Below are 20,994 nucleotides of genomic sequence, written 5' to 3'. Positions count from 1 at the left end.
GTGGCGGGCCCGGCGGCTGTTCGAGTGATTATTGGGCGCCCTTCATGGGCAGAGGCGGCTTTGAAATGGCTTTGATCGTACAGAAATTTGGAGGCACCTCGGTCGGCACTGTCGAGAGAATCGAGCAGGTCGCCGACAAGGTTAAGAAATTCCGCGATGCCGGCGATGACCTGGTGGTTGTGCTGTCTGCAATGAGCGGCGAAACCAACCGTCTGATCGATCTGGCCAAGCAAATCAGTGGCGAAGATCAACCGGTTCCGCGGGAGCTGGACGTGATCGTCTCCACCGGTGAGCAGGTGACGATCGCCCTGTTGGCCATGGCGCTGATCAAGCGCGGTGTGCCGGCGGTGTCGTACACCGGCAACCAGGTGCGGATCCTGACGGACAGTGCGCACAATAAAGCGCGTATCTTGCAGATTGATGACCAGAAGATTCGCGGTGACCTGAAGGCTGGCCGTGTGGTTGTGGTCGCCGGTTTCCAGGGCGTCGACGAGCACGGCAACATCACGACCCTGGGGCGTGGCGGTTCCGACACTACCGGCGTCGCGCTGGCCGCTGCGTTGAAGGCTGACGAGTGCCAGATCTACACCGACGTCGATGGTGTCTATACCACTGACCCGCGTGTGGTATCGGTTGCTCAGCGTCTGGACAAGATCACCTTCGAAGAGATGCTGGAAATGGCCAGTCTCGGTTCCAAGGTGCTGCAGATCCGTGCCGTGGAGTTCGCCGGCAAGTACAACGTTCCGCTGCGCGTACTGCACAGCTTCAAGGAGGGTCCGGGCACCCTCATTACTATTGATGAAGAGGAAACCATGGAACAGCCGATCATTTCCGGCATCGCTTTCAACCGCGATGAAGCCAAGCTGACCATCCGTGGCGTGCCAGACACCCCGGGCGTGGCGTTCAAGATTCTCGGTCCGATCAGTGCCGCGAACATCGAAGTCGACATGATCGTGCAGAACGTCGCGCACGATAACACCACCGACTTCACCTTCACCGTGCACCGCAACGACTACCAGTCCGCGCAGACCGTGCTGGAAAACACCGCTCGCGAGATCGGTGCCCGTGAAGTCGTCGGCGACACCAAGATCGCCAAGGTCTCGATCGTCGGCGTCGGCATGCGTTCCCACGCAGGCGTGGCCAGCCGCATGTTCGAATCCCTGGCGAAGGAAAGTATCAACATCCAGATGATCTCGACTTCGGAAATCAAGGTTTCCGTCGTGATCGAAGAGAAATACCTGGAACTGGCCGTGCGCGCCCTGCACACGGCTTTCGAACTGGATGCTCCAGCCCGTCAGGGCGAGTAATCCTGGTCAATGAAGGGCGCGGTCTGACCGCGCCCTTTATTTTTTGAATGGCGCGAGCCCTGAACTGTTCTTTTGCTCGCGCTGGTCAATACTCAGGCATGTAGGGCTACGATCGCTCCGGTTGTAGGTCGGGTGCCTTTTTTTTGCAGACTGTTGTCCCTGAAATGATTCGCGTGAGGAGAAAGGTATGCTGATTCTGACTCGTCGGTGCGCAGAAAGCCTGATTATCGGTGATGGCGAAATCACCGTGACCGTGCTCGGCGTCAAAGGAAATCAAGTGCGTATCGGCGTCAATGCCCCGAAAGAGGTCGCCGTGCACCGTGAGGAAATCTACCTGCGTATAAAGAAAGAGAAGGACGAAGAACCAAGTCATTAATTTTTATTGATTTTTATGTTTGCAAACGGGGAAAAGGTTGGTTAAGATACGCCCCGTGTTGCGGAGAGCTGGCCGAGTGGCCGAAGGCGCTCCCCTGCTAAGGGAGTACACCTCACAAGGGTGTCGGGGGTTCGAATCCCCCGTTCTCCGCCATTATTTGCTTAGTACGTTGTAATCTGGCTTTTTCTGTAAGTTGTTGAAATTAATAGAAAAAGTGGTTGGAATAGAGATTAGACGGGCTATAATGCGGCGCAACAAATGCACTCGTAGCTCAGCTGGATAGAGTACTCGGCTACGAACCGAGCGGTCACAGGTTCGAATCCTGTCGAGTGCACCATTTAAGAGTCAATTGCAGCAATGTAAATGACTCGGCTTCAACCAGGTGTGATCTGGTCTAACAAACACAAATGCACTCGTAGCTCAGCTGGATAGAGTACTCGGCTACGAACCGAGCGGTCACAGGTTCGAATCCTGTCGAGTGCACCATTTAAGAGTTAGTTGCAGCAATGTAAATAACTTGGCTTCAACCAGTTGTGGTCTGGTCTAAAAACACAAATTGCACTCGTAGCTCAGCTGGATAGAGTACTCGGCTACGAACCGAGCGGTCACAGGTTCGAATCCTGTCGAGTGCACCATATACCAAAAAGCCCGCGTTTAACGCGGGCTTTTTGCTGTCCGGGATTTGAGTTTTCCTGTCACGCATCCTTTCTCATCAAAATTGACCTGAGCACTGCGGCCTCGCTTGAGGTCGTAACGATAAGTCGTTGCCGAATTGCGGATGCTGATCTTGTCAGGCTTTCCCAGAGCGCTTTCAACATCCTGTTGGCTCATGCCGGCGATGATTCGTTGATTGATGATTGCTTCGCGCTTCTGTCGCGCGTCGATCAGATCTCCGCATTTGTCTTGTGTCCGGCCTACGACGGCCATTTCTCGCTTTCTGATATTCATACCGGATATTTCTTCGTGTCGGGCTTCGGGTATCAGTGCCACTGTCGAGCCGGGCGAGTAGGGGCGTACCTCCTGAAGTAAAAGGCGCTCATTGTTGGCGCAACTCAGCGTCGTGAATGTGAGACTACCGTCGGCAGCTTCGCAGCGGTGAAGTGTCGTTGTGTTCCCTGTGGACGGGAGGCAGAGCAGGGTGGTCAGCATGAGTCGGGATGTTTTCGATGGCATTCGGCGTCCTCCATGACGATCCCTTTCAAGCGTAGTCGGCAGTTTTTTCGCTGCCGGTGTGTTTTCTTTTCAGGATGAGTCGTCGGAGTCTGAAGAGTCAGGACAGCGCTCAGCTTTGTCTCGCAAGCGCTTGTTTCAGCCTAGATTTTTAACGTTTAAAACCGTCAGGCGGTGTATCATTGCGCCCGTCAGCCCCGCCGGGGCTTATGGAAAACCTCCATGGACTTACCCAGTAGTTACTCAGTACCCCGTTTTACCAATCATGAATTGACTGATTGATCCTTCCGGCGTGCCCCGCTGCTGGGAGTGGAGTTCGCCTATGTCCGAAATCGAAGTAAAGAAAACACAGGAAAGCCTGCAGGATCGCCTGGCTCAGGTCGTTGAGCTGCTGCAGCGCCAGCGGGTCGTCGAAGACCTGACTCACCGCCAGGAAGGCGCACATCATGATCGGGTCGAGAACCTGGTCCACCGGCAAAATCTCGTCGAGCTGCAACGCAAGCTCGATGATCTGCACTCCGCCGACGTTGCCTACATTCTTGAAGCCCTGCCGCTGGACGATCGTCTGACGCTCTGGCAGTTGGTCAAGGCTGATCGCGACGGCGACATTCTTCTCGAAGTATCCGACTCCGTCCGTGAAACGCTGATCGCCGACATGGACGATCACGAGCTCCTGGCTGCTGCCAAGGACATGGATGCCGACGAACTTGCTGACCTGGCCTCCGAGCTGCCGCGAGACGTCGTCCATGAGCTGATGGAGACTCTGGATCAGCAGCAACGCGAGCGCGTGCGTTCGGCTCTCTCCTACGACGAGGAGCAGGTCGGTGCGCTGATGGACTTCGAGATGGTGACGATCCGTGAGGATGTCAGTCTCGAAGTGGTCCTGCGTTACCTGCGCCGCCTCAAAGAGCTGCCGGGCCATACCGACAAACTGTTCGTGGTCGATTACGACGGCGTGCTCAAGGGCGTACTGCCGATCAAGCGATTGCTGGTCAATGATCCGGAGAAACAGGTTTCCGAAGTCATGGCCAGCGATCCGGTGAGTTTCCACCCGGACGAAGATGCCTACGACGCCGCTCAGGCATTCGAGCGTTACGACTTGATCTCGGCACCGGTGGTCGACAAGAACGGCAAGCTGATCGGCCGTCTGACCATCGACGAAATGGTCGACCTGATTCGTGAGGAGAGCGAAAGCGAAGTCCTCAACATGGCGGGTCTGCGGGAAGAGGAAGATATTTTCGCTTCCGTCTGGAAATCCCTGCGCAACCGTTGGGCGTGGCTGGCGATCAACCTGATCACGGCGTTCGTCGCGTCGCGGGTGATCGGCCTGTTCGAGGGTTCGATCGAGAAGCTGGTCGCGTTGGCGGCCCTGATGCCGATTGTGGCGGGTATCGGCGGTAACTCCGGCAACCAGACGATCACCATGATCGTTCGCGCCATGGCGCTCGATCAGGTCAGCACGGGTAATACTTCGCGTCTGATGCGCAAGGAGCTCGCCGTTGCGTTGATCAACGGCCTGGTCTGGGGTGGAGTGATCGGTGTAGTGGCTTACATGCTCTACGGCAGTTGGTCGCTTGGTGTGGTGATGACGGCAGCGATGACGCTCAACCTGTTGCTGGCGGCTTTAATGGGGGTGTTGATCCCGATGACGTTGGCCAAGATGGGGCGAGACCCGGCAATGGGGGCCAGCGTGATGATTACCGCCATGACCGATAGTGGTGGCTTCTTCATCTTCCTGGGGTTGGCGACGATTTTCCTGCTCTGATCTCCTGTATCGAAACAGCCCGCCAATTGGCGGGCTTTTTTTCGTCCTTGAAATCCCGGATTGCGGGCAAAAAAAAGCCAGCATTCATGCTGGCTTGAGATATTCGATTTGACTCAGGATGCGTCTGCGGCCATTTCGGCGTCGTGGGCGATCAGAGAAACCAGTGCGTTCTGCTGGCGATGGGAGAGTTGACGGAAGCGTTGCAGCAACTCGCGTTCGTGCAGCGAAAGCTCCGGGCTGTCGAGGCGCATGCTCAGCTCTTCGCCCAGTGCGCCTTCCTGAATAAGACTCTGCTCAAGGCGCGCAATGATCTCGGAGTTCATGCTGCGATGATGATTGCGAGCCACCTCGGCAATGCGTTCACGCATTCCGTCTGGCAGGCGTACGACGAACTTGTCAGCCGTACGGCTGGAATAAATTGCCTGTTTCAATGGGCGCATATATTTAACCGGTTAGTTCAGGGGAGCGGTTCTCGGGATTGGCCGCAGGATGAGTCGTAGGACAAGCATCCGCGCCAAATGGTTCAACCTGAATTGTTAAGAGGCTCGCATCATGCCTCAAAATTGCCAGATCATTGGCGTCAATTCTGTGACAAATATTGATCCGGGTAAAGGCGTAATGCCAGCACCAATTATCAGAAATGCGGACTGGTTTGAAAAGAATGCGTCGGCCCGTATCGCTGACCGCGTCCTGATGTGCAGGAACTGATGCCCGAAGGCGTCAGACCGTGCATGCTATGCGGCTAGAATCCTTGTTCCTTACCTTGTACAGGATAGTGGCAAATGGCCGATTTACTAGGGGCGTACACCTGCTCGGGGGCGTTTTCAGGATGGATGGCAAGCTTATTTATCTGATGGGGCCATCTGGCTCGGGCAAGGACAGTCTCATCGAGGCTGTGCGTGAGCGTTTGCGTCTGCTGGATTGTGAGGTCATGCGCCGCGTCATTACTCGGTCGGCGGAATCTGTGGGGGAGGATGCGCTCAGTGTCACTCCTGAGGAGTTTGATCGACGCCGACGCGCCGGTGAATTTTCATTGTCATGGCAGGCGAACGGACTCTCCTATGGTATTCCTGCTGAAATGGACCAGCGGCTGAAAACCGGGCGTCACGTATTGGTAAACGGATCGCGCGCGAATCTGCGGCAAGCGCTGGAGGATTATCCGACGCTGTTGCCGGTTTTGTTGACAGTCAGGGAAGAGGTGTTGCGGGAGCGTCTGCTTAAGCGTGGGCGAGAGACGCTTGAGCAAATCAATGCCAGGCTTGCTCGTAACGCCTTGTTCCATGAAAGGAGGTCAATCAGCAGGCCTGTGTTCCAGCTCGACAATTCTGGCGAGTTGGCGGTGGCTGCTGATCATTTTGTGGAATGGGTGAAGCTCAACGTAGTACCGGATCAAATTTGAACTTGCGGCCGGCTGCCAGTGCAAGCAAGAACAGCACTGCAAAAACGGCGCAACCGATCAGGGGCGGGGTGACTTCGGTTTGTTCGAACAGCCAAAAATGCAGGGCGCCGCTCAAAAAGGCGAGGATCAAAAATCCTGCCGCTGACTTGGACATGCTGTACTCCTGAAGATGATTCAAAACACCAGGCGATCGATCGATTTGGCTTGCGACCTCTCGAGGGGCGCGCTGACTTCCTGTGAGTGGCTGCCCTGGTCACTCAGCACCGCCCACTGCGGCGCCTTTTGTACCTGCAAGTAATGCGGCATACGCTGTGCAACCGGATCAGTGCTCTCGGGGGCAAAGTGAAAACCCACCAGAATCGCTAAAGCGATCGCGTTTGCAAGCAAGAGGGGGCGGTTCATGAGGCTGATCTCCGATCGTTCTTCTGCAGAACAGCGAAGCAGTCGTCATGCCAACAGTTTAACTGCTGTTAAGTCCTTTAAAAACAAGCATTTAAGATGAAGTTTAAAAATTGGCGCATTGCAATGTGCAATGACGGTTATTTTGTGGTGATGCAAATTGCACGGTAAATCGCCCTTCGAGATTGCGGGGCGCCTGCCTACACTTAAAATGCCCTACGGACGACATGACAAATCAAGGTTCGGCCGTTAACATGCTCGCCGTCCGTCGCGCAGTGTCTGCAAGCGACAACGTGTATGTCTCAGTAGCTCAATTGGATAGAGCATCCCCCTCCTAAGGGGAAGGTTGGCAGTTCGAACCTGCCCTGGGACACCATATAATCCAAGGCTTTCAGCGTTTTTTTGATTACTCCTTTGCTTCTCATGGGTGCAGAGCGGGTGCAAAAGATGGCTCAGGCATTAAAAAGCCCCACCTAGGCTCGACCAGGTGGGGCTTTTTTATCGCACTGACTCAGGGAACGGCGACCGAGAGGCCTGAGTTCGGTCCCGGCGGTAGACCAAGGACTGTGTCTATCCCTGTAGATGCACGCAGATCGTCTAGAAGTTGCTGAGGGTGAAATTTTTTTCCGATGATGGCTTCCGACTCTCGCCGGGGACTTTCGGAGTAACGCGCCCGGTAGGCAATGAGGTACGGGATATCTTCAGACAACGCTTTTAAGCATAGGCCCCTGATGTAAAAGCGATTGAACTCGCCCTCCGCTAGAGTTTGGGGCGCTGTATGCGGGATTAGGGCTTGTGTAAACCCACCGGTGGGCTTCCTGCGACTCTCGTGGCTTTTGAGAAGTCGACGATCTCGAATCTGACTTTCTAGCCAAGAATCGGTCTGATTCTTGACTGCTTCCATAAGCGTGTCAGGCCAAACTCGCAGCCCTTCCTCATTCAAGCGCTGGCTCGGATAGAGGCTTCCTCTGTCCAAATCAAATGTGACTTCCTGGACCATATTTGCGCGAACATCCGCACCCATGTCCCTGTACTCAAGACCCATGATTACTTCCCTTCGTAGTCCATCGCGGGCAAGACCTAACCCTCTTGAGTAAAGGCGTGGCGTCCATCCGCCAGCCTAAACATTGTCCCTGCGTCACCACTTCGGCGCAGTCAATTCGACGCTAGCACTTTGATGGCGCAGTCTTCAACACACGTAGATCAATGCAGCTCAGGGAAGTGTTGCAAGTCATCTCGCCTAAGACACAGCGGCGTCACGGATTCTCAATACCGTGGTGGTCGAGCAGTTGGCGTGCCGAGCAGTTGCGCGAATGCCCAGCCCTGCGCCGAGCAGTTCCGAAACACGCTTGTGCAAATCCGCATCGACTGGCCGCCCCTGGTACTTGCCGGCGGCTTTCGCTTTCTCGATACCCTGGGCCTGTCTCTCGCGGCGCTGCTCATAATCCTTGCGTGCGATCGCGGCCATCATCTCCACCAACATCGAGTTGATCGCACCAAGCATCCTGCTGGTGAACTCGTCGCCTTTAGTGTCCTGCATTCCTTGGTGGCTGGTCGGTAGATCCAGCGCGACGATGCGCAAGCCCTTGGAGTCGATCGCAGCCTTGAGCTTCTGCCAATCCTCCACAGGAAGGCGCGAGAGGCGGTCTATCGATTCCACCAGCAAGACATCACCCTTGCGCGCATCCTTGAGCAGACGCAGCAGCTCAGGCCGATCTGCCGAGGCGCCGCTGGCGTTCTCCAGGTACACGCTCGCGATCACCTTGTTGTGGTCGGTGGCGAATTGCTCGAGCGATGCTCGGGCGCGACCGGCGTCCTGCTCTTCAGTCGATGCTCGGAGGTATGCGCGGATGAACATGATGTGCTGTCCGTATCAGTTAAGGTGTTCTACTAATACTGTTGCACTTTGAGTGTTACTTATCAAGCAGGAAAGGCAAATAAACCCGAATCTGTGCGTATCAGCTCGGGCATACGCAAAAACTATGCTCGGAACCTAAGCTTCGATCTTGGATACTACCTGTGCCTTTTGCGGGCCTTGGCGGGCCGGCGTTGAACTTAGTAACTGGGGGGAGTGATGGAGCGGAAATTAACAGGATTGTTTCTCGGCGCGGGCGCCTCCTATAACGTCAGTATGCCTCTTGTTTGGGAGCTTACGACAGAGCTAAAAAACTGGTTAACAGTTGAAAAGCTAAAGCGCTTTAATGCCGGTTGGAAAGAGGAAGGCGGTGGTCATCCGGACGAAGTTATAGAGGATTTTATATCTGTCTTGGCAAGGGACGATTTGCACTATGAAAGCATTCTAGGCTACCTGGAAGTTCAGTCTAGAAGGCAGCGGTCTTTATCTTCTGATTATCACTCGCTGTACGCATGGCTTGTGCAGATGATTTATTACACGCTTTACTTTAAACACGTCAAGGGTGCTGACTTTATTGTTAGAAATTTGGAATTGTATCGGGGGGTTGTGCACCTGTACGAAGAGAACACGCCTTTATGGGTTTTTTCGTTAAATCACGATTCGATTATTGAAATGATCGCAAAGAAATTTTCTATTCCTCTGTTCTCAGGGTTGAATTCTAGCGATATGAAGTTGCCTCGCCGAAATGGTGAAGGGGAAATAATAGGGTACATAAAAGTCGAGACTATCGATCAGCAGACGCTTGATCATGGAGCGATGAATTTTCCAAATCCTGGTGAGAAGGGGATTTACTTATTGAAACTTCATGGCGCTCTTGATTTGTTCGCATTCAACGATGGTAATGATTTGTTGAAGCTAGTCCCTGACGAAGAAACGCCAGAGGCTGTGATCTCTGTTCTGAAGGCTGCGAATGAGGAGCTGGTTTACCTTGCACCAGGCGCTCCGGGGGGGATAGCGAGAGCTTTAAATGAAATCGCCTATGCGGATTCAGATGGCGAAATGCAGTTCTTACGCCGGAGCTTGCTTTCCGGTGCTCGTAAGTTTCATGAACATGGCTCTCAGGTCCTGCCAAAATCAATGCTGAATCACTTTAGATCGAATATAAATTTTTTAACTAGCTTGGTTTGTGTAGGTTATGGTTTTGGTGATCATCATGTAAATGAGGTGATTAAAGGGTGGCTGGAGTTTTCGTCCAAAAGATCGATAGATATTGTGAGCCCTGGTATTGCGCAGGTGCCTTCTTTTTTGCTGCATGTCGCGCCTCAGGTTCGGATTATCGACTCTGGTGCTGTAGAGTATTTTGACTCTATAGCTGGTATCGAAAGAACGCCGCTTGAACTTATGTCAAAAGAAATTGCCGCTGCTAGCCGTAAGGTTGGTCCTCAGCGAAGCGCTCAAATTCTTGAGGATTTTCGCCTAGCTGAGGAGCGCCGAACTGACGAGGCGGTAGCTCGTGCTCTGGAAATTTATCACAGTATGGAAAACTGCAATGAACAGGATGTTGAAAAGCTAGTGGAGCGTTTGAGAAGTGAAATAGGTTTATCTGACAAAGATTATTTCAGTCGGCTCCTTGCTCTTTTAAAAGCTGATAAATGTAGTTAGTAATTGTGGGTGATCAGCTTAAATTTTGTCTTCAGCATGTATAGAGGCTGAGATAATAATCCCGCCCCACCTGCGTACGCCGATGCAGATTGGGACGGGGTTGCCGCTGGCGGTGGTGTTCTTGGCGCCGCCGAATGCATAGGACGGGGCGTTCTCAGGAGATGCGCTTTGCTTCAGGCCAGTAGCCTGAGGGCTTAGCATCTGGATGACGCCCCCTGCTGCAAGCGCGATACCTGGAGCCAGGGTCGCACCATTCGTCACGGAGCTCATGGCAATCAAAACAACGCCTAGTACAGTTTGAAATAGGCCTGCGCGCTTGCTGCCGGCGATTACAGGAACGATCCGGATCTCTTGAGCTCCACCCAGCCTCAGCTCCTTTTCGCCGATGTTTTTCCGATTTCGGAACACGGCGAACTCGAGACCTTTCCGTTTTGCATCAGCGAGGTACTTCGCGAAGCCTGGGTGGTTGACGTCGATAGCCTTCACAGCCTCCCGCGTGTCACCGGTGGAAAGCTCGTAAATATGTTCACGCCCGAACAGCTTGCCGGCCGATCCGCTCAGCAGAATTCGGGTTTTGGTGCCGTAGTTGGTGGCGATAGCCATGGTTTACTCCTTGGCGCCCTGGGCGCTGTTGTGGGGTACTTCAATGCCCAGTCGGATGGCGAGCAGCGTGCGCGACATACGCGCCTGGTCGACGGTCACCTGTTCGTGTCGCGGGTCGTAGTTCCAGATCCGGTCATAGATCCCTTGGTACGCCCTGGCACCGCGGAAGGTGCCGCGCAGGAGATCGGCTGACCCCCGGGCTTCGTCCTCAGTGAAGAACGGCCCGTCAATGGTCACCTTCTGGCCGTCGCGGACGTGCTGGACATCCCACACGACGTAGCCTGAATCTGGGCCTAGTTTCAGCGGGTAGGGTGCGAAGTGCGTTGTCTTGCAGGCCTCAGCGAAGCGCTCTTGGTGGGTGGTCAACGTATTTGCTCCTATTGATATTGGGCGGCCGCGCAGTGACAGCCGCACGCCGAACCGATTACGCGGCTTTGGATTCTTCCTCTGCGGCTTTCGGCTTGCTTCTAGCTGGGATTTTTTCCAGCCAAGCGCGTAACGCCTCTGAGCCGTCACAACCCGATCGCCACTTTTCGAACCGACCCGCATAACCGGCCGAGTTCGCAACCATTCCACTGAGCGACACACCGACCTGCGAGGTGGTGGCGAGCACATCGTCGTAGACGGCCAGCATTTGACGGAGAGCGTCAATGTCATCTGCGCGAGAGGCGGCGATGCCCGCCCGGGAAAGGCTCGCTGCTGCTTCAGAGTTGAGGCCAGAGAGCATCGGATTTGCTCTCAGCATTGCTTCGACGATATCGGGGTGACCACCCCGGCGCGCCTCGGACATGAGGTCGCGGCGTTCTTCCGGACTGAGGCCTCGCACAAGGGCTCTCAGTTCTTGGTCTGCGAGAAAGCCTGCGATATCGCTACTCGCGCGCGGAGTGACAGGAGAGAAGCCTTGGGTGACGGTTTCGGCCAGGGTGAGCATATCCTTCGCGACCGACTGCATTGCAGGAAGTAGGGCGTCTGTCACGCCTGCGATTTTCTCTTTGCTCAAGCGCTCGATCGCGGACGAGTTGAAATCTTTGTTTTCCCGGATTGAGACGATTTCTTCGCCGAAGTCTTTGAAGGTCTCCAGCGCCAGTGTCTGAAGCTGACGAGCTGACTTCATCAAGCCGCCGGCTTGCCATACACCTTTGGTCCCGTCCGGGCGCTGGATAGAGAAGGTGTGAGCCTCAATGCGAGAGTGCTCGTATTCGGAGTAGTGGAGGTTGGCCAGGCCGACCTTGAGAACTGAGCGTTTGCCGATTTTCATTGCGTTACCTTTGGATTGTTTGGGATAGGGGTAGGGCGGTAGGAGGGCGTAGAGGCGTTGAAAATTTCGAGCAGAGGCTTCCCCGCTGGCGGCGGCGCCGCCGACGGCTTCGGCGCTCAACTCGTCCATCAGCTGACTGATCTGCCGAACGTCGCTGCTAAATTGGGAGTCGCCGGCCGCCTGCTTCAGTCGGGCGATTTGGTTACGGATGTTCATTGCGCGCCTCAACGATCCGCTGGTAATACTCTGCAGCGTGCTGCTCAACCGAGACACCTTCAGGAGGCCAGGTAACGATCCAGGCTCCTTCCTCGGGAGCGACGCGCATATCGAGAATGCCGACTTGAGCTGTCCGGCCGGCGCGCTCAATTTGTCGAGTGTGAAGAATGATGGCTTTCGCCATTTGCTCACCTTGGTCGCTATCCATCTCTGCGAAGGGGAAGAACAGCGATACATTCCGCCCCTGAATTCGATAGTCGACTTGATGCCCGGCGGTTTTCGGAAAGTCTTCTTCCGCTTGGATCTCTCTGGTATTTGCTCGGATCACCGCGAGCACAATCAGCAGCACAGTTTCATCTGCGGCGCCGATCTTCTGGGCGATCCTTTGCAGTTCTGCTTTCAGTGACTTGATGCTCATTGCTGCATCCCCTCCATTTGCGTGCGGAGTTCTTCGACGGCCTTTTGAAGCTCAGCGACCTCGATCACCCGGGCGACGGCGCCCAAACCTTCGATGAGCGACTTGCCTTGGTCGGGCGCGAGTTTTCCGCCGGCAACAGCACGCATGATTGATTTGGCTGCGCTCGGCAGGTCCTTGTCGTCGAGTTCGAATTGCACCGGCTCAGAGGTCGGTTTGATTGGCGGGACAAGGCGCTCAAGGATCAATCGGCAGGCCTGCATATCGCCCTTCTTGGCAGCAGCGAGCACCTTCTTGGTAACTGCGTCAGCGCCCTCGGCAAGTCGAGCGCGAAGCTCCTGTGTTTGCCCGGAGCGTCCACCTGGGTTGCCTGATTGCCCGGGCTTCCATTTCCCGCTCTTGTCGCGCTCAGTCATGCGGCGGGAGATTCCATGGCAATGACCGGTTTGTTTTCTGCAAGCGCGATGAGGAGGGCGGACGCCTGGATGCTTCCTTCGCTGGCGGCGTCGCGCAGGCGACCCCACGCGGCGGCCACCTCTGACCGAGTCGGTTTGTGTTGTCGACCTCGAGCGGTCTTGGCTGTGTTCATGGGGTTGCCTCGATTGGATTTGAGTTGGCTTCAAACCCACATTAGGTATGATCTGAGCTTATATCCAGTGTTTTTAGGGTGCACCTCAGGTGCTACACGGAATGGGACTGAATGGGACTGAAATAGTGGTTTTGCCGGGCGAGAAGGGGAGGGATTTTGTTGCAGTAAGTAGCCGGAATCCAAAGTGATACGCGGCTGAGTTTTCAGCCCAGTCATTCATCCTGCAATGAAGGTGGGGAAATTGCCGTGGAGTGGCGGGACTTCCTCAACTTGAGGAACACCCCCCAATGGGGGAAGTTGAGCGATCCAACCCCCGTTGGGGGCTGGACCTGACCTCCCATTCGGTATGGCCGGTGTCGCGACACGTTTTGCGAATTATGAAAACGTGTCGCGTACTCGATGTGCTCAGTTTTGAGCACATCTTCCCCCAGCGGGGTAATACCCCGGATATGAGGGGGTTCGAACCACCGAGAAATCCTCGGCGCTTCATCGCAAAGCGAAGTGAGGGAAAATCACTTCGGTCTGGAGGCCTAAAGGTAACCCAGGGTCACAATTAAATGGTCCTGTTCTGGCCTGCTGTCAGGAACGAATGAACTCGATATCGACATCGGAAGCCCAAAAATAACCGTATGGTTTAAGCTTCGACCAGCGATTGAAACGTGACTACAGGGGATCGAGATGACGGACAAATTTGAAGAGTTCATCAGGAAACAGAATGAGTTGTCCGGTGATGGTGACCAAGGTCTAGATCTTCAGACCGAAAAGGACATGTGGTTCGCTAAGCTCAATGAGCTCTACGCGCTGGTGAGTGACAGCCTTAAAGAATATACGTCTGCTAATTTGGCGAAAATCGATTTCAGGGACATCGCCATGACTGAGGAATTGATCGGTGCGTATACCATGCAAGAAGCACAAATCAGTTTAGGACGACAGATTGTGAAGCTGACGCCTATTGGCACATTTTTGATCGGTGCACGCGGGCGAGTCGATATGAAGGGGCCTAGGGGCATGGCTAGATTTTTGATAGTGCCGCCTGATTCGAGAGAGCCTCGGATTCGAGTGACATTCGGCGATACCCCTGCGGTGGCTGATCCCGTTGCGCCTCCAGAAACCTGGGTATGGAAGATAGCCACAGCTCCTCCTCGTGTCACTTATATCGATTTGACAAAAGAATCGTTTCGCGAGGCGCTGATGGGAGTCGTTAATGGCTGATCGAGTTAGCTTTTCTGCCGAAGAGCAGAGCTTGGAGGAGATTGCTAATCATCATGCAGACGTTCAATCTGGAATCTACGAGTTTTTTGGAGGTTGCTCCCGAACCCTCCTGAGTCGCTACGCCGACGCCAAAGTTGACGAGGTGCGCGATAGGTCACTCGCAGAACTCAATTTAACAAGCTCTCTATCGATTCTTTCATCTGTCGAGGCGGCGATACGGCTTGACTATCTGAGACGTGTTTATGGCCGCTGGCGTGATCCATTGTCACGATCTATGAAAGCACTTCATCAGGAAAAGGAAAATAGAGCTCGTTTAGAGGATGAGCTTATAGGGTTATGGCGTGAGCAAACTGGCGTGTCGAGTCTGTTGCTTGGTGAGTTGATAGGAGCATTCAAATACCGGCACTGGCTTGCACATGGACGCTACTGGACGCCGAAGCTCGGTCGTCGTTATGACTATGAGACAGTCTATGGCATTGCCCAAGAATTTATGGAGGCAATGGACAATTACAACGTTGCTTGCGATCGGGGAAATGTTCGCGAGGTTTAGTTTGGCTGCCACCGCACTGAGGTAAGCAGATGACGTATTGCTCGCCGATGCTTTCGAGCAGCAGGCGCCGGATCAGCTCACCAAGGACGCAGCCTCAGCGATAGCCGTCGGCGCCGATCCGCGCCAGGTCATCCGACAGATGCGGCTGTAACTCCCACCGGTGGTGGAAGTCTGGGTCTCCCACCACTGGTGGCGCATCGAGGTTTCCACCATTGGAGTAAACCTCCCAGCCTGAAGATATCCCGAAAGCTCGGGGCATCCTGGCAGATAATGGCAAAGTGGGAATTCCCACTTTCATATCTGGCATCCAGATGTGAGCAAAGGTCCGCGCATCTCTTCAGGGAGTCTCATTGCAAGGTCGAGGCGAGGAAGCGCTCCACATCATCGAGCATCCCCTTCACATCTTCAGGCTCAAATTCACCCTTCTTACCGTGTGCGGCGCTATTGCGGATAGCCGCCATCGCGGTGATGCGTTTGTGCTGGAGCGAGTTATAGGCACCAGCCTTGACTAGCTCATCGTTCATTCTGTTGAGGCTTCCATGGGTGATACCGTGTTCCGTGCAGAGATTTCTAAGGCTCGTCTCCAACACAACACCAGCGATGACTGCAGCCGCCGGCACATACTGAGCAGCAAGCAATTCGCTGGCCTGCTCGAGCTCGCTTCCGAATACTTCAGCCTGAACCAAATTGCGGACCGAATTGAGATATCCGCCCTCGAAATCTTCTTTTGCCGCCAGAAAAACAGCCCTCATACGTTCAAAACGAGCAATGCCAATATCAAACATTTGGTTCTGATCAGCTTCAGTGAACCTCTGCAGGTAACTAGATTCTTTACCGCAAACCCTTTCAAGCAGTGCCTTGACCTTTACTGACCAATTCAGCATTGATTCTGGGGCTAGGTACTCCGTCTGACCTTCTTTTCTTGGGTCGCCCCTCATCGTGGTGGCGTTTTGCAGTCGAATTAGTTGTTGTTCCAACTCGGCGAAGCGCTTCTCGAACAGTGCTGTCACTTTGAACTACCTATGTGTGTGAATCGCCGAATGGTGGCTTGAGGCCACGATAAGATCAATGTTCACATCTTTGGCTCACTTGGGGTTCCGATGCTGCGGGTCTGCAATTATTTTGCACCCTTCTGCTTGCGTTACCACTCACAAGGGTGCAATATCAATCTCGTCGTGAGTGGTAACGAGGTGAGTATGAAGGATCAGGAAAAAACAAAGCAGCCGCTATCGGCAGCAGATCGTCAAAGGCTCTTCAAGGAGCGCCAACGCGAAGCTGGATTTAGACACACGTCTGTATGGATTCACTCGGAGACAGAGGAGGAGGGCAGGCAGGCGGCTCGGGATGGCAAGCCACTAAAGCCGATGGGTACGAAAGACCCGCTGAGCTGGGCGGCAGGATGGATCAGCGAGAAGGGTAAGCAGTAACGGTTGAAGCGGTGGCTCAGACTTGAGCCATCAGAGAAGAGGTGCCAGGCCGCTGCGTCAACAGCGGCCTGGCGATCACACGACGACTCTTGAAGGTGAACGTCATGCAATTCAAACAGAATACCATCCAAATTTTGGACGCGCACGGGCAGGTCATCACCACCATGGTGCTGCCGGCCACCATCAAGCTGGCCCAGTTGGCGCCACTGAAGATCCTCGGCGACATCAGCGTGAAGGTTCTGCCAGGCGCCGCTCCATTTCGCGGGATCTGTGCAGGGGGTGTGCAATGAGCCAGCCTACCGCTCGCATCGCCGACGAAGCCCTTGAGCTTCTGCGCGCCACTCACGAACGCATCAGCAATATGCGGGCGCTGTTCAACGCCATCACGAAGGACCTGAAGCACGGCAAGTCGCACGATATTGAAGAGTTGGCCAGCCTCGGCAGCTTTTTAGGGTACGACTGGGCGAACTACGTCGATAGCGAAGTTGAGCAGATGCAGAAGGCGCTCGACGCGGCGGAGGTGGACCAATGAGTGCCTCTATTCAATCACGGGACGACCTGAGCTTCACCAAACGCGATGATGCCGGCCGGCTCATCAATTGGCCTCGGTACAACTACGGCGTGCCTGGGGACTGGGAAAAGGGTATCGCTTGCTTCGATGTCGAGATTTCCGAACTGGCTGCTCACGACGAAACAGAGGCGTTCCATGCGATCCAATTCGCGATCGTGGGAATGGGAGGGCGATGCACTAGTCTGGAAACGGGGTTCATTGACCGAGTGGCCCGGGCGGCGGTGATTGGTCTCCGCTCGCTGCGGGCTGGTGCTGAGCAGTTCGCTCCTACAGACATCGACTGACGAACTACGAAGGCTTCGTGGTAACCAAGGCACTACCCCGTTACAGGGTGGTGCCTTTTTCGTTTGAGGGCAGACGACTAATTTCCTTTGCCCTTTTCAACCTGGTAGATCATGTCCTTCCTCACTTCCTCCGCGCATGGACGGCACATACCGATCAGTGTCCAAGGAAGGAAGTCGAGAACAAGAAAGGTGAAGCCTCCAACACGCTTACATTTGACCGTGTGACCATGCGTGCAGCGAGACTGTTTGTAGGTCTTGATGCCCATATAAATAAACCCGGTGGTGGTAATTTAATAAGACTGGGATTTTTTCCGTTTACTGCTATGCCCTGAAAGCCCCGGTTTACGGGAAAACCACTGGGAAAAAATCCCAGTAGAAGCTTGGTACGCCTGAACGACCGGACGCAACCAGACATTTCGCCAATGCTGAGTGGGAAAAAATCCCAGTAGCAGGCGGAAAAAATCCCACCGAAAAATTCGAAATCAGATGAACTTGAATGTTGGGGGACCTGGTCTCACTTCCAGGTCTTTCCCTGGGCACTCGTCTATCGCCGCCCAAGTGATCGCGTACAACGCACAACGTGCCATTCCTTTTTCGCGCCCCTTCCTGTACGCCCGAGTGCGAACGATAAGTCCGGCGTCCAGAAGCTCCTGTAAAGCAGACGCGAGTGTTTTGGCATCCATAGGCCTTCCTTTGGCCAGCATTTCGGCGGTGCACGAGAGATCGCCGTTATTCCGGCCGTTGTAATTTCGGGCCAGCTTTATGAGTACGGCAATCGCTTTAGGCGTTAGATTGTCGAATGCGGAATGAGCCAGTAGCCGATATGGAAGCGCCAGTACACGGCCGCCGCCGAAGTCAACCTTGTAGCCTTTCTTTCTGGCCATCAGAAGCTCGCAGGCAGGTGCGAGCGCTCGCCCGAACTATGGGGCGAGCGCCGCAGATCTGAATTAGGAAACTTCACGCACAGCGATGTATTTCTGAGGGGCGTTTCGCCACACATCTGTATTTTGATATGCCTGCCGCTTTTTTGAGGTCGCGGTATCGCTTACGAATCGATGGTGATTAGTCGCACTGGCGTTCGCCCTGGCGCGGGCAGTAGAATCTGTCTGTCTCATCTGTGGCTTCCCAAAGCATTCCGATGTGATGCGTCGGGTCAGTGGTGCAAACACTGGCTCGACATTTTTTCCTCTCATCGCGCACCTTCCTTGGCTGCGCGTTCGACCCAAGCCTTTAGTTCTGTCATCAATATCAAGCGCCGGCGTCCAAGCTTGAATGCTTTCAGATCCCCGCTTGCGATCAATTCGTAGATTCCTGAACGTGAGTGGCCGACTATCCTCGCGGCATCCTCAACGCTTACCGATAGCGGTGCGAACTGTTCTGCTTGGCTCATTTGTTTATCCTTGATCGATGGGGCGGACTGTACGATACTCATCCGGACGTAAACATCGTATTTGTAAGTAACACGATCTGCAAGCAAAATTCTTGCAGGCTCTGAGAGGCTCGCAGATGGCTAACCGTTCCAAAAAGGTCGTGCTCTCGACCCGAATTGCTCCCCATCTCAAGGATGGTCTGGAGCTATTCGCGCGCGTAAAGAACATGAAGATTGTTGAAGCGATCGAAGAGCTCATTGATGTGGCGCTAGAGAGCTACCACATCGAATCGCCCTTACGGGATATGGATGGAAAGAGGGGAAAGGTACCAGTCTCAACTCTGATTAGCTGGCTCTGGTCGGAAGACCCAATAATCTACAAGTTACGACTTGCTTATTTGGGGCATCAATACGTCGATGAAGAGACGTTCATTATCGCTGCTCAGGTGATGGGAGACAGGTTCTCAGGTGACTTTGACCTTTTTGAGTACACTCGGAAAGCGGCGTCCCACAGGCGACCACCGGAGGCCAGGGGCATAGATATTGATAGAGTTCGATTGGAATGGAACTCCCTCACGTCATATGCGAAATTCGTCGTGTCAAATAAGCCGTTAGTAGTGGATTACGACGATTTTGTAATCATGTTGGGAAAATCTAAAAAGTTAAATTAACTCGACCGCTGCAGCCTTCGTGCCGGGCGCGAGGTGGGCATACCTAAGTGTCATCTTGATATCGGCGTGCCCCAGCAGATCCCGTACTGTGTTGAGCGGTACGCCGGCCATCACCAGGCGTGACGCGAAGTCGTGTCGCATATCGTGCCAGCGGAAGCCTTCGATCTCGGCGCGCTCTAGCAGCCTGAGCCAGGCGCTTTTAACGTCCTCCAGACGGCCGCCTTCCTGACTCGGGAACACGTATCGAGATTTGCCGGCCAGCTTTTTCCAGTCTTCCAGGACGCGCAACGTTTCCCTGTTCATCGGGATGTGTCGCGTGTCGCTGGTTTTGGTGGTGGCGCCGGCAGCGGTGATCGTCTTCGTATGGAAGTTCACCGCCGACCATTTCAGGTCAAACAGCTCTCCACGTCTCATGCCTGTATTCAGCGATACCAAGACCATAGGCTTTAGGTGGTCGGTGAATGGGACCTGCAGCAAGCTCGGCATCAGTTCCTTGCCGCGATCCGCTCTCCACTTGTTAGCACTCTCGCGCTCCACCCGCGCCTCGTCTTGACGGGCGTCGAGTGCTTCCCGAAGTCGTTTGGTCTCTTCAGCATCTAAGTAGCGGACCAGCCCCATCGAGTCGACCTTTAAGGCTTTGAGCCTGTCCATCGGGTGGGCATCGATGTACTCCCATTCAACGGCTCTGCTGAATACGCCGCTGATAGAGCCCATTTTCCTGTTGACCGTCGACGGCTTATTGCCTGACTGCATCCATCCCGTACGGATCTGGTCCAGGTCGCGGCCAGTGATCGCATCTAGACGCTGAGGCATGATTGCTTCGAAGTTGTGGTCGAGCGTGTGCAGGGTCTTCTCATGCCCTTTGTGGTGCGTCTTGAACCAAGGCATGTATATGTCATCGATGAACTCGCGTAAGGAGGGAAGGGTAGCGCCTTTACGTCCTTGGGTAACGGCTAGCGGTTCCCCCAGGGTTCTTGCCTCTGCGAGATATTGAGTAGCCTCCGCTCGCGCTTGCTCTAACGTCAGTATGCCAATGCGACCCAATGTCTTCTTGCGGCCCCTGGCCCAGGTCACTACATAGGACTTGGCGCCGGCGGCAGTGACACGCACGAACAGACCGCCGACGGTGGTATCGTGGACCTCATATTCCTGGCCGGTTATCTGCAGGGACGCCAGCAGCTTGGCGGTGAGCTTCTCTTTCAATTTGTTCCCATGGGTGCATGGTGGGTGCAAAAAGAACTATACGGCGTCGTTTTCACGGACACAACCGGACGAAAAGCCCAATAAATTCGGCGTTTGGCCACTGTTTGCTGGCGTCTGGATAGCCCTCCTAAGGGGAAGGTTGGCAGTTCGAACCTGCCCTGGGACACCATCTATACAAAACCTTCTTTGTTGGTGTCCGCCGGCCTCACGGTTGATTATCACTTTCTGTTGTTCTCATATTCCTTTGATTTGCTGAAGCGGCGCGGGCTGATTGCGTCTCGTGGGTGGCTCATTGCTTCTGAACCGATCCTCAGCTTCCTGTCTTGTAATGCAGTCGGTTCGATGAGGATTGGTTGGCTTTGCGTTTTCTAGGAGCCCGAATGTTCTTCTCTCTATATAGAGGAGCATGAGGGAGGCTGCATTGGGTACGGTTGCTCGTTGCGCTGAATGCGTGCTGATATTTGGATCTTTCGACAGTACTGAGTTTCTGACTGATAGAAAAACCAAATTAAGGGTTGACGGCAGATTCTGAGTCTCTATAATTCGCCCCACTTCCGGCGCAGTCGAAACGGAAAACTCCTTGAGATTCAATGAGTTATGTAGGTTTCGAAAGCGGATGGCTTCAGATTATCGAAGTCTGGAAGGAGTTGGAAATGCCGGTTTGTCTGGTGCTTTCAACGGTTCGGTCTTCTC

Annotated in this window: 27 protein-coding genes and 5 tRNA genes; 17 read left to right on the top strand and 15 right to left on the bottom strand. The window is 54.3% G+C overall.

Annotated elements, in window-relative coordinates:
* Positions 1–65 precede the first annotated feature (65 nt).
* From DLD99_RS21555 to DLD99_RS21530, 6 genes are all read left to right on the top strand, one after another.
* Entirely contained in the window at positions 66–1,307 is a 1,242-nt protein-coding gene (locus DLD99_RS21555) for an aspartate kinase (RefSeq protein WP_007951048.1), read from the top strand.
* Positions 1,308–1,494: 187 nt separating this feature from the next.
* Positions 1,495–1,683, top strand: a complete 189-nt coding sequence (gene csrA, locus DLD99_RS21550) for a carbon storage regulator CsrA (RefSeq protein WP_002554426.1) — start codon at positions 1,495–1,497, stop codon at positions 1,681–1,683.
* A 62-nt stretch (positions 1,684–1,745) separates the two neighbouring features.
* A tRNA-Ser gene (locus DLD99_RS21545) sits at positions 1,746–1,836 on the top strand.
* Positions 1,837–1,943: 107 nt separating this feature from the next.
* A tRNA-Arg gene (locus tag DLD99_RS21540) sits at positions 1,944–2,020 on the top strand.
* A gap of 72 nt (positions 2,021–2,092) precedes the next feature.
* Positions 2,093–2,169, top strand: a tRNA-Arg gene (locus tag DLD99_RS21535).
* Between the two features lie 72 nt (positions 2,170–2,241).
* Positions 2,242–2,318 (top strand) — tRNA-Arg (locus tag DLD99_RS21530).
* Between the two features lie 19 nt (positions 2,319–2,337).
* On the opposite strand, the gene DLD99_RS21525 is transcribed toward DLD99_RS21530, so the two are convergent.
* Positions 2,338–2,856 carry a cell envelope protein SmpA gene (locus tag DLD99_RS21525; protein ID WP_114884910.1) on the bottom strand — a complete coding sequence of 173 codons (519 nt, stop codon included), beginning with the start codon at positions 2,854–2,856 and terminating at the stop codon, positions 2,338–2,340.
* Between the two features lie 319 nt (positions 2,857–3,175).
* Between DLD99_RS21525 and mgtE the strand changes: the two genes are divergently transcribed.
* Positions 3,176–4,618: a magnesium transporter gene (mgtE, locus tag DLD99_RS21520; protein ID WP_085709728.1), complete on the top strand. Its 1,443-nt coding sequence runs from the start codon at positions 3,176–3,178 to the stop codon at positions 4,616–4,618.
* Between the two features lie 113 nt (positions 4,619–4,731).
* Here the strand turns inward: mgtE and DLD99_RS21515 are convergent, their stop codons facing one another.
* The gene (locus tag DLD99_RS21515; protein ID WP_003178899.1) at positions 4,732–5,058 is read right to left on the bottom strand and encodes an Arc family DNA-binding protein; all 327 of its coding nucleotides are present in this window, start codon (positions 5,056–5,058) and stop codon (positions 4,732–4,734) included.
* Between the two features lie 389 nt (positions 5,059–5,447).
* Here DLD99_RS21515 and phnN point away from each other — a divergent pair, with 389 nt between their 5' ends.
* Complete coding sequence (phnN, locus tag DLD99_RS21510) at positions 5,448–6,017, top strand: phosphonate metabolism protein/1,5-bisphosphokinase (PRPP-forming) PhnN (protein ID WP_114886759.1); 570 nt, start codon at positions 5,448–5,450, stop codon at positions 6,015–6,017.
* Here the strand turns inward: phnN and DLD99_RS21505 are convergent.
* Entirely contained in the window at positions 5,992–6,171 is a 180-nt protein-coding gene (locus DLD99_RS21505) for a PA3371 family protein (protein ID WP_114884909.1), read from the bottom strand. The genes phnN and DLD99_RS21505 overlap by 26 nt on opposite strands.
* Positions 6,172–6,191: 20 nt before the next feature.
* Entirely contained in the window at positions 6,192–6,419 is a 228-nt protein-coding gene (locus tag DLD99_RS21500) for a hypothetical protein (protein ID WP_114884907.1), read from the bottom strand.
* Between the two features lie 296 nt (positions 6,420–6,715).
* Here DLD99_RS21500 and DLD99_RS21495 point away from each other — a divergent pair.
* A tRNA-Arg gene (locus tag DLD99_RS21495) sits at positions 6,716–6,792 on the top strand.
* An 864-nt stretch (positions 6,793–7,656) separates the two neighbouring features.
* On the opposite strand, the gene DLD99_RS21485 is transcribed toward DLD99_RS21495, so the two are convergent.
* Entirely contained in the window at positions 7,657–8,274 is a 618-nt protein-coding gene (locus DLD99_RS21485) for a recombinase family protein (protein WP_114884903.1), read from the bottom strand.
* 216 nt (positions 8,275–8,490) lie between these two features.
* On the opposite strand from DLD99_RS21485, the gene DLD99_RS21480 reads away from it, so the two are divergent.
* Positions 8,491–9,933, top strand: coding sequence for a hypothetical protein (locus DLD99_RS21480; RefSeq protein ID WP_114884901.1), 1,443 nt, complete (start codon positions 8,491–8,493; stop codon positions 9,931–9,933).
* 18 nt (positions 9,934–9,951) lie between these two features.
* Here the strand turns inward: DLD99_RS21480 and DLD99_RS21475 are convergent, their stop codons facing one another.
* From DLD99_RS21475 to DLD99_RS29260, 6 genes are read right to left on the bottom strand one after another with little or no spacing between them, the layout of a single operon-like run.
* Positions 9,952–10,536, bottom strand: coding sequence for a tail assembly protein (locus tag DLD99_RS21475; RefSeq protein ID WP_114884899.1), 585 nt, complete (start codon positions 10,534–10,536; stop codon positions 9,952–9,954).
* A 3-nt stretch (positions 10,537–10,539) separates the two neighbouring features.
* A complete protein-coding gene (locus tag DLD99_RS21470) occupies positions 10,540–10,902 on the bottom strand; it encodes a hypothetical protein (RefSeq protein WP_114884897.1) in 363 nt (120 codons plus the stop codon).
* A gap of 58 nt (positions 10,903–10,960) precedes the next feature.
* Positions 10,961–12,010, bottom strand: a complete 1,050-nt coding sequence (locus DLD99_RS21465; RefSeq protein ID WP_244220751.1) for a hypothetical protein — start codon at positions 12,008–12,010, stop codon at positions 10,961–10,963.
* Positions 11,997–12,428, bottom strand: coding sequence for a hypothetical protein (locus DLD99_RS21460; protein ID WP_114884895.1), 432 nt, complete (start codon positions 12,426–12,428; stop codon positions 11,997–11,999). Before DLD99_RS21460 ends, DLD99_RS21465 begins: the two co-directional genes overlap by 14 nt.
* A complete protein-coding gene (locus tag DLD99_RS21455; RefSeq protein WP_114884887.1) occupies positions 12,425–12,841 on the bottom strand; it encodes a DUF5681 domain-containing protein in 417 nt (138 codons plus the stop codon). Before DLD99_RS21455 ends, DLD99_RS21460 begins: the two co-directional genes overlap by 4 nt.
* Positions 12,838–13,014, bottom strand: a complete 177-nt coding sequence (locus DLD99_RS29260) for a hypothetical protein (protein ID WP_164486614.1) — start codon at positions 13,012–13,014, stop codon at positions 12,838–12,840. Before DLD99_RS29260 ends, DLD99_RS21455 begins: the two co-directional genes overlap by 4 nt.
* A gap of 678 nt (positions 13,015–13,692) precedes the next feature.
* On the opposite strand from DLD99_RS29260, the gene DLD99_RS21450 reads away from it, so the two are divergent.
* The gene (locus DLD99_RS21450; protein ID WP_114884885.1) at positions 13,693–14,226 is read left to right on the top strand and encodes a hypothetical protein; all 534 of its coding nucleotides are present in this window, start codon (positions 13,693–13,695) and stop codon (positions 14,224–14,226) included.
* The gene (locus DLD99_RS21445; protein WP_114884883.1) at positions 14,219–14,776 is read left to right on the top strand and encodes a hypothetical protein; all 558 of its coding nucleotides are present in this window, start codon (positions 14,219–14,221) and stop codon (positions 14,774–14,776) included. The genes DLD99_RS21450 and DLD99_RS21445 overlap by 8 nt, the downstream gene beginning before the upstream one ends.
* Before the next feature lie 347 nt (positions 14,777–15,123).
* On the opposite strand, the gene DLD99_RS21440 is transcribed toward DLD99_RS21445, so the two are convergent.
* Positions 15,124–15,786: a DUF4145 domain-containing protein gene (locus DLD99_RS21440; protein WP_114884881.1), complete on the bottom strand. Its 663-nt coding sequence runs from the start codon at positions 15,784–15,786 to the stop codon at positions 15,124–15,126.
* 186 nt (positions 15,787–15,972) lie between these two features.
* Between DLD99_RS21440 and DLD99_RS21435 the strand changes: the two genes are divergently transcribed.
* The 4 genes from DLD99_RS21435 to DLD99_RS21420 all read left to right on the top strand — a co-directional run bounded on the left by DLD99_RS21435 (position 15,973) and on the right by DLD99_RS21420 (position 17,058).
* Complete coding sequence (locus tag DLD99_RS21435) at positions 15,973–16,203, top strand: hypothetical protein (RefSeq protein WP_114884879.1); 231 nt, start codon at positions 15,973–15,975, stop codon at positions 16,201–16,203.
* A gap of 104 nt (positions 16,204–16,307) precedes the next feature.
* Positions 16,308–16,493 (top strand): hypothetical protein, encoded by a 186-nt coding sequence (locus DLD99_RS21430; protein ID WP_114884877.1) that lies wholly within the window; start codon positions 16,308–16,310, stop codon positions 16,491–16,493.
* A complete protein-coding gene (locus DLD99_RS21425) occupies positions 16,490–16,735 on the top strand; it encodes a hypothetical protein (RefSeq protein WP_114884875.1) in 246 nt (81 codons plus the stop codon). Before DLD99_RS21430 ends, DLD99_RS21425 begins: the two co-directional genes overlap by 4 nt.
* On the top strand, positions 16,732–17,058 hold the full coding sequence (locus DLD99_RS21420) for a hypothetical protein (RefSeq protein WP_114884873.1): 327 nt from the start codon (positions 16,732–16,734) through the stop codon (positions 17,056–17,058). Before DLD99_RS21425 ends, DLD99_RS21420 begins: the two co-directional genes overlap by 4 nt.
* A gap of 482 nt (positions 17,059–17,540) precedes the next feature.
* Here the strand turns inward: DLD99_RS21420 and DLD99_RS21415 are convergent, their stop codons facing one another.
* Both DLD99_RS21415 and DLD99_RS21410 read right to left on the bottom strand, forming a co-directional pair.
* Positions 17,541–17,942 (bottom strand): helix-turn-helix domain-containing protein, encoded by a 402-nt coding sequence (locus DLD99_RS21415; protein ID WP_114884870.1) that lies wholly within the window; start codon positions 17,940–17,942, stop codon positions 17,541–17,543.
* 305 nt (positions 17,943–18,247) lie between these two features.
* Positions 18,248–18,448 carry a helix-turn-helix domain-containing protein gene (locus DLD99_RS21410; RefSeq protein WP_098965115.1) on the bottom strand — a complete coding sequence of 67 codons (201 nt, stop codon included), beginning with the start codon at positions 18,446–18,448 and terminating at the stop codon, positions 18,248–18,250.
* A gap of 116 nt (positions 18,449–18,564) precedes the next feature.
* On the opposite strand from DLD99_RS21410, the gene DLD99_RS21405 reads away from it, so the two are divergent.
* A complete protein-coding gene (locus DLD99_RS21405) occupies positions 18,565–19,098 on the top strand; it encodes a hypothetical protein (RefSeq protein ID WP_114884868.1) in 534 nt (177 codons plus the stop codon).
* Here the strand turns inward: DLD99_RS21405 and DLD99_RS21400 are convergent.
* A complete protein-coding gene (locus DLD99_RS21400; RefSeq protein WP_114884866.1) occupies positions 19,090–20,301 on the bottom strand; it encodes a site-specific integrase in 1,212 nt (403 codons plus the stop codon). The genes DLD99_RS21405 and DLD99_RS21400 overlap by 9 nt on opposite strands.
* Between the last annotated feature and the right edge of the window lie 693 nt (positions 20,302–20,994).

Source organism: Pseudomonas kribbensis, assembly GCF_003352185.1.
GTDB lineage: Bacteria > Pseudomonadota > Gammaproteobacteria > Pseudomonadales > Pseudomonadaceae > Aquipseudomonas > Aquipseudomonas kribbensis.
The sequence above is the reverse complement of the archived record's forward strand: the minus strand, read 5'-3'. Positions and strand labels throughout refer to the sequence as shown.

Coding starts and splice junctions, on each gene's coding strand:
- DLD99_RS21405 (WP_114884868.1), top strand. CDS start 18,565: ATGGCTAACCGTTCCAAAAAGGTCGTGCTCTCGACCCGAATTGCTCCC.
- DLD99_RS21450 (WP_114884885.1), top strand. CDS start 13,693: ATGACGGACAAATTTGAAGAGTTCATCAGGAAACAGAATGAGTTGTCC.
- DLD99_RS21460 (WP_114884895.1), bottom strand. CDS start 12,428: ATGAGCATCAAGTCACTGAAAGCAGAACTGCAAAGGATCGCCCAGAAG.
- DLD99_RS21410 (WP_098965115.1), bottom strand. CDS start 18,448: ATGAGCCAAGCAGAACAGTTCGCACCGCTATCGGTAAGCGTTGAGGAT.
- DLD99_RS21480 (WP_114884901.1), top strand. CDS start 8,491: ATGGAGCGGAAATTAACAGGATTGTTTCTCGGCGCGGGCGCCTCCTAT.
- DLD99_RS21445 (WP_114884883.1), top strand. CDS start 14,219: ATGGCTGATCGAGTTAGCTTTTCTGCCGAAGAGCAGAGCTTGGAGGAG.
- DLD99_RS21420 (WP_114884873.1), top strand. CDS start 16,732: ATGAGTGCCTCTATTCAATCACGGGACGACCTGAGCTTCACCAAACGC.
- DLD99_RS21475 (WP_114884899.1), bottom strand. CDS start 10,536: ATGGCTATCGCCACCAACTACGGCACCAAAACCCGAATTCTGCTGAGC.
- csrA (WP_002554426.1), top strand. CDS start 1,495: ATGCTGATTCTGACTCGTCGGTGCGCAGAAAGCCTGATTATCGGTGAT.
- DLD99_RS21430 (WP_114884877.1), top strand. CDS start 16,308: ATGCAATTCAAACAGAATACCATCCAAATTTTGGACGCGCACGGGCAG.
- DLD99_RS21465 (WP_244220751.1), bottom strand. CDS start 12,010: ATGAACATCCGTAACCAAATCGCCCGACTGAAGCAGGCGGCCGGCGAC.
- DLD99_RS21435 (WP_114884879.1), top strand. CDS start 15,973: ATGAAGGATCAGGAAAAAACAAAGCAGCCGCTATCGGCAGCAGATCGT.
- DLD99_RS21415 (WP_114884870.1), bottom strand. CDS start 17,942: ATGGCCAGAAAGAAAGGCTACAAGGTTGACTTCGGCGGCGGCCGTGTA.
- DLD99_RS21485 (WP_114884903.1), bottom strand. CDS start 8,274: ATGTTCATCCGCGCATACCTCCGAGCATCGACTGAAGAGCAGGACGCC.
- DLD99_RS21500 (WP_114884907.1), bottom strand. CDS start 6,419: ATGAACCGCCCCCTCTTGCTTGCAAACGCGATCGCTTTAGCGATTCTG.
- DLD99_RS21425 (WP_114884875.1), top strand. CDS start 16,490: ATGAGCCAGCCTACCGCTCGCATCGCCGACGAAGCCCTTGAGCTTCTG.
- DLD99_RS21455 (WP_114884887.1), bottom strand. CDS start 12,841: ATGACTGAGCGCGACAAGAGCGGGAAATGGAAGCCCGGGCAATCAGGC.
- DLD99_RS21515 (WP_003178899.1), bottom strand. CDS start 5,058: ATGCGCCCATTGAAACAGGCAATTTATTCCAGCCGTACGGCTGACAAG.
- DLD99_RS21505 (WP_114884909.1), bottom strand. CDS start 6,171: ATGTCCAAGTCAGCGGCAGGATTTTTGATCCTCGCCTTTTTGAGCGGC.
- DLD99_RS21555 (WP_007951048.1), top strand. CDS start 66: ATGGCTTTGATCGTACAGAAATTTGGAGGCACCTCGGTCGGCACTGTC.
- DLD99_RS29260 (WP_164486614.1), bottom strand. CDS start 13,014: ATGAACACAGCCAAGACCGCTCGAGGTCGACAACACAAACCGACTCGG.
- phnN (WP_114886759.1), top strand. CDS start 5,448: ATGGATGGCAAGCTTATTTATCTGATGGGGCCATCTGGCTCGGGCAAG.
- mgtE (WP_085709728.1), top strand. CDS start 3,176: ATGTCCGAAATCGAAGTAAAGAAAACACAGGAAAGCCTGCAGGATCGC.
- DLD99_RS21525 (WP_114884910.1), bottom strand. CDS start 2,856: ATGCCATCGAAAACATCCCGACTCATGCTGACCACCCTGCTCTGCCTC.